Source organism: Longimicrobiaceae bacterium (assembly GCA_035696245.1).
Lineage (GTDB): Bacteria > Gemmatimonadota > Gemmatimonadetes > Longimicrobiales > Longimicrobiaceae > DASRQW01.
Window position 1 is genome coordinate 1 of the sequence record DASRQW010000041.1, and the last position, 4,834, is coordinate 4,834.

At 72.5% G+C, this 4,834-nt stretch carries 4 protein-coding genes; all 4 read right to left on the minus strand.

Annotated features, from left to right (window positions below; all coding sequences use genetic code 11):
* Window positions 1–34 precede the first annotated feature (34 nt).
* Window positions 35–295 carry a 30S ribosomal protein S15 gene (gene rpsO / locus VFE05_01640; GenBank protein HET6228748.1) on the minus strand — a complete coding sequence of 87 codons (261 nt, stop codon included), beginning with the start codon at window positions 293–295 and terminating at the stop codon, window positions 35–37.
* A 204-nt stretch (window positions 296–499) separates the two neighbouring features.
* On the minus strand, window positions 500–2,917 hold the full coding sequence (locus VFE05_01645; GenBank protein ID HET6228749.1) for an ABC transporter permease: 2,418 nt from the start codon (window positions 2,915–2,917) through the stop codon (window positions 500–502).
* Window positions 2,918–3,162: 245 nt separating this feature from the next.
* The gene (locus tag VFE05_01650; protein HET6228750.1) at window positions 3,163–3,891 is read right to left on the minus strand and encodes a NifU family protein; all 729 of its coding nucleotides are present in this window, start codon (window positions 3,889–3,891) and stop codon (window positions 3,163–3,165) included.
* Window positions 3,892–3,896: 5 nt separating this feature from the next.
* Window positions 3,897–4,834 (minus strand): NADH-ubiquinone oxidoreductase-F iron-sulfur binding region domain-containing protein (locus VFE05_01655; protein HET6228751.1); only part of this gene is annotated, 938 nt, incomplete at its 5' end.

Consider the following 4,834-nt stretch of genomic DNA (forward strand, 5'->3'; position numbering starts at 1 on the left):
CGGCGTGTGTGCCGTGCGGCCTTCGCTTCCGGTCCTAGTGGCGGAGACCCAGGTCCGCGATCAGCGCGCGGTAGCCCTGCAGGTCGTTCCGCTTCAGGTAGTCGAGCAGCCGGCGGCGCTGGCCGACCATCTTGAGCAGACCGCGGCGCGAGTGGTGGTCCTTCTTGTGCGCCCGGAAGTGCCCGGTCAGGTCGTTGATGCGCGCCGTGAGCAGCGCGATCTGCACCTTGGTCGATCCCCGGTCGGTCGGGTGGATCTGGTGCTTCGTGATGATGGCTTCCTGATCGAACGCCATTATCGGTCCCCTCCTGAAGAGTCTGTGCTGGTCGGGAAGTAAACCGATCCTTCGAGGTTTTCAAGACTCGTGGATCAATTTGGGCAAGCTCGTAAGATAACGGCGCCTCCCCCTTCACACAACCTCGCAGCCGTCCCTCGGACGGAGACTACGCGTCGCACATACGCTCCGCCGCCCGAGTGCCCGTCAGCCCTCGCACGGCCGTCACTCGTGCTGCAACGCGCCGGCGGGGCTGACGCGGGTCGCCCGCCACGCCGGCAGCCAGCAGCTCGCGATGGCCGCCGCGGCCACCAGGAAGGCGCTGAGCAGGAACACCGCCGCGTCCAGGGTCGAGACGGCGAAGAGCCGGCTGGCCAGCACGCGCGTCACCGCCACTGCGCCGAGCAGGCCCACTGCCACGCCGGCCCCGGCCAGCAGCGCCCCCTCGCCGATGGCGCTGCGGAACACGTCCCCCGGCTGCGCCCCCAGCGCCAGCCGGATGCCGATCTCCCGCGCCCGCCGGGCCAGCGCGTAGCTGATCACGCTGTACACGCCGGACACGGCGAGCAGCGCCGCCAGCAGGGCGAAGCCGGTGATGAGCATGCTGGTGAAGCGCTCGTCGGCCACCGAGGTGCGCACCACCTCGCGCATGGGCCGCACCTGCGACAGGGGCACGCCGGGGTCGATGCTGCGGACGGCCGCCCTGGCGCTGGCCGCGACGGAGGCGGGCGGAAGCGCCGTGCGCAGCATCACGAACATGGAGCCGTTCGGCCACTGCGAGAGCGGCCGGTAGATGGTGGGCCGGGGCGACGCGTCCAGGCGGTCGGAATGCACGTCGTCGACCACGCCCACCACCGTGAACTCCGGCCCCCCCTGGCCGAAGAGCTGGATCGTCTTGCCCACCGCGTCGCCGCGCGGCCAGAGCTGGCGCGCCATCGTCCGCCCCACCAGCCCCACCGGCGCCGACTCGGCCGCGTCGGTGGCGGCGAGCGGCCGGCCCTGCAGCAGCCGGATGCGCATGGCGCGGAAGTAGCCGGGCGTGACGATGCGGAAGTCGGCGTCCGGAAGCACCGTGCCCTCCGGGCTGCCGGGCGCGATGGGGTGGTCCTGGGCCACGTATGGGAAGTGCCAGTTCTGCGACGTGAGCGGCAGCAGCTGGATGGCGCCCGCGCCGGTCACGCCGGGCAGCGCGGCCATCCGCTCCAGCACGCGCCGGTAGTAGTCGACCTTGGCCGCCGGCGTGGGGTAGCGCGCGTCCACCAGGTCCAGCCGCATGGTCAGCACCCCGTCTACGTCGAAGCCGGGGGGGACCGACTGGAGGCGCGCCAGGCTCTTCAGCAGCAGCCCGGCGGCGATGAGGAGCACCGTGGCCGCGGCGACTTGCGTGACGACCAGCACCTGCCCCGAGCGGCGCCCGCCGCGGCCCAGCGAGCCGCGCTGCGTCTCTTCGCTGAGCGCCGTCTGCGGGTCGGCCGTGGCGGCGCGGCGGGCGGGGACCATGCCGAAGAGCACGGCCGAGACGAGGGAGACGAGGAAGCTGAAGGCCAGCACGGGACCGTTGACGGCGATCTCGGACGCGCGCTGCGTGTCTTCCGGCAGCAGCGACGGGATCGCCCGGACCGCGAGGAAGGCGAGGGCGAGGCCCAGCGCCCCGCCCGCCGCGCCCAGCAGCAGGCTCTCCGTCAGGATCTGCCGGACGAGTCGGCCTGGCGCGGCTCCCAGCGCGGTGCGCACCGCCACCTCGCGCCGCCGCTCGGAGGCGCGCGCCAGCAGCAGGTTAGCCACGTTTCCGCACGCGATGAGCAGCACCACGCCCACGGCCGCGAGCAGCACCACCAGCGTGGGCCGGGCGCGCCCCACCAGCTGCTCGTGCAGCGGCGCGGCCAGCACGCCGTCGGACTTCTCGGGCGTGATGAGGTTCGGGTACTCCTTGCGCAGCTCCCGCGCGAGCCCGGCCAGCTCCGCCTGCGCGCGCGCGGGGCTGACCCCCGGCCGCAGCCGCCCGACCATCTGCAGGTAGAAGGAGTTCAGGTAGTCGTTCGTATCGCCGCGGTTCACCGGCAGGGGGGTCCACATCTTCCACCCCGGCTGCAGCGGCTGGAAGCCCTGCGGCATCACCCCTACCACCGTGTACTGCTCGCCCTCGATGCCGATGCGGCGCCCGACGATTCCGGGGTCGGCCGCGAAGCGCTCCCGCCACAGCGGGTAGCCGAGGACCACCACGTGGCTCTGACCCGGCGCATCCTCACCGGGCCGGAAGGTGCGCCCGAGGAGCGCGCGGGCGCCCAGCACGTCGAAGTGCCGCGGCCCCACCTGGGCGCCCGCGACCACCACGGGATCGCCATCTCCCGCCAGCGTGAAGTCCTTGGCCCCGTAGGCACTCGTCGCCTCGAACGAGCGAGCCCGCTCGGCCGTGGCCGCGGCCATCATCTTGTCCACCGCCGTCTCCGGCCACAGGCTCACCAGCCGCTCGGGCTCCGGGTAGCTGAGCGGCTTGAAGACCAGGGCGTACGCGACGCTGAAGATGGCGGTGTTCGCGCCGATCCCCAGCGCGAGCATCCCCACCGCCGCCGCGGTGAAGCCGGGGCGCTTCGCGTAGCTGCGGACCGCGTGGCGCAGGTCGAGCACGAGGCCGTCGAGCATCGGTTCACCCGCGGTGGAGGGATGCGTACGCGCGCCGCCGCCGGTGGGGCTCTCGCGACGGTGGAGAATGGGGGCGCAGAGGTGCGTGCCGAACGCCGGCGGGAAGCGAGCGCGCCTGCGCATCCACGCCGATTGCTTCGTCACGTCGGAGACCGACGATCCCACGCGATGCCCAATCGCTCCGATCGTCGAGCGCCAGCTCGGGACCCGGTGCATCGGCCGACGAAGCCGCGTCGAATCCGTCGCTACAGCACGAAGGGAGTCGTGCCCGCGGCGTGGTCTGTGACGTCCTCCACGTCCGCGAGGTCGGGCACCATCTTCATCAGGATCTCGCGGACGCCCTGCGCCATGGTCATGCCGGCCAAGCCGCAGCCCTGGCATCCCCCGCCCATGCGCACGAACGCCACGCGCTCGCGGACCTCCACCAGCGAGACGTAGCCCTTGTGCGACGCCACGCCGGGGTTGATCCGCATGTCGATCACCCTGCGGACCCGTTCGGGAAGAGGGCCCACCAGGGGCTCGCCGTCCCACTCGGGCGTGGGCGGAGCGTGGAACTTGAACCCGCTTCCCTGGTCCATGTGGGCGAAGTCCAGCCGCGTGCCCGCGAGCAGCGCCTCGCTTTCCGCATCCACCAGCACGGGAAATCCGCCTCCGTCGCGCACCGACTCGCAGGCCAGCTTCTCCTCCATCCCCACCAGGCACATCTCGTATTCGGGGCCGAAGATGCCGCGCTTCTGCGCCCGTAGCCGCAGGGCGAGCCCGCCCTCCGTCTCCGCGAGGAAGGCGAGGATCTGCTCCCTGGCCGTCTCGGTGATCTCCAGCCCCCGCACACCGGCTTCCAGCGGAGGCGCCGCCGCGGGTGCGACGGGCGGGATGCTAGATGTGGCGCCGCCCCATGCCGCGCCGGGGGCTTTGATCGCCCCCGCGGCTGCGAACGGCTCGCGGGCGGGCGGAGCGGCCAGGTCGATGCTCATTTCGGTCAGACGCCCAGGGCGGGCGCGGCTTCGGCGACTGCGACAGCCGGCTTCGGCGCCAGCGCCTCGAACTCGGGCCGGAAGAGCTGCACGAGGCGCTGGATGACCGTGGCGGCCTCGGTGCTGTGGGCGCAGTCGCCGCGGTGCTTGTAGAACTCGCAGAGCTCCTCGATCTTCGCCAGGCCGCTGGTCATGTCGGTGTAGCTGACGCCGCTGGGCGTGGTCGCATCGGCCTGGCCCAGGATGCGCAGCGTGTAGCGGCGCTTGGGCTGTGGCATGGTGCGTCCGATCCAGTCGAGCGACTTGCGGTCCAGCTCGTCCAGCCGCTCCAGCATGGTCAGCGTGCGCTTCGTCCCGTCCTTGCACGGGCGGCACTTGCCGCACGACGCCTCGTGGAAGAACGCCGCCAGGTCGCGCGCCAGCGAGGGCGCCGCCACCTCGTCCGAGATCACCAGCACCTGGCCCGAGCCCAGGTCGGTGCCCGCGTCGCGCAGCGTGTCGAAGTCGAGCGCCAGCCCGTCCACCGCGGCCGCCGGCACGGGCGCCGACGCCCATCCGCCCGGGAAGACCATCTTCAGCTCCCCGCCGCGCACCCCGCCGCCGTGGATGCCGATCAGCTCGGCGAGGGGCGTTCCCAGCGGCAGCTCGTACAGGCCCGGCCGCTCCACGCTTCCCTCCAGCGAGAAGACCATGGTGCCGGGCGAATCTGCGGTGCCCGCGGCCCGGTACGCGTCGGCCCCCACCTCCAACGCGAGCGCGGCCTGGAGCACGGTCTCCAGGTTGTTCACCACGGTCGGCCGCCCGAACAGCCCGTGCGAGGTGGGGACCGGAGGCTTGCGGCGGGGGACCGGCAAGTTGCCTTCGATCGCCTCCAGCAGCGCGGATTCCTCTCCCGCGATGTACGCGGCGGGAACCCTGAAGAGGGCGACGCCGACCCTGTCCG

Bases quoted from the DNA above. Each gene is read 5' to 3' on its own strand.
- rpsO (HET6228748.1), bottom strand. From the start codon at position 295: ATGGCGTTCGATCAGGAAGCCATCATCACGAAGCACCAGATCCACCCG.
- VFE05_01645 (HET6228749.1), bottom strand. From the start codon at position 2,917: ATGCTCGACGGCCTCGTGCTCGACCTGCGCCACGCGGTCCGCAGCTAC.
- VFE05_01650 (HET6228750.1), bottom strand. From the start codon at position 3,891: ATGAGCATCGACCTGGCCGCTCCGCCCGCCCGCGAGCCGTTCGCAGCC.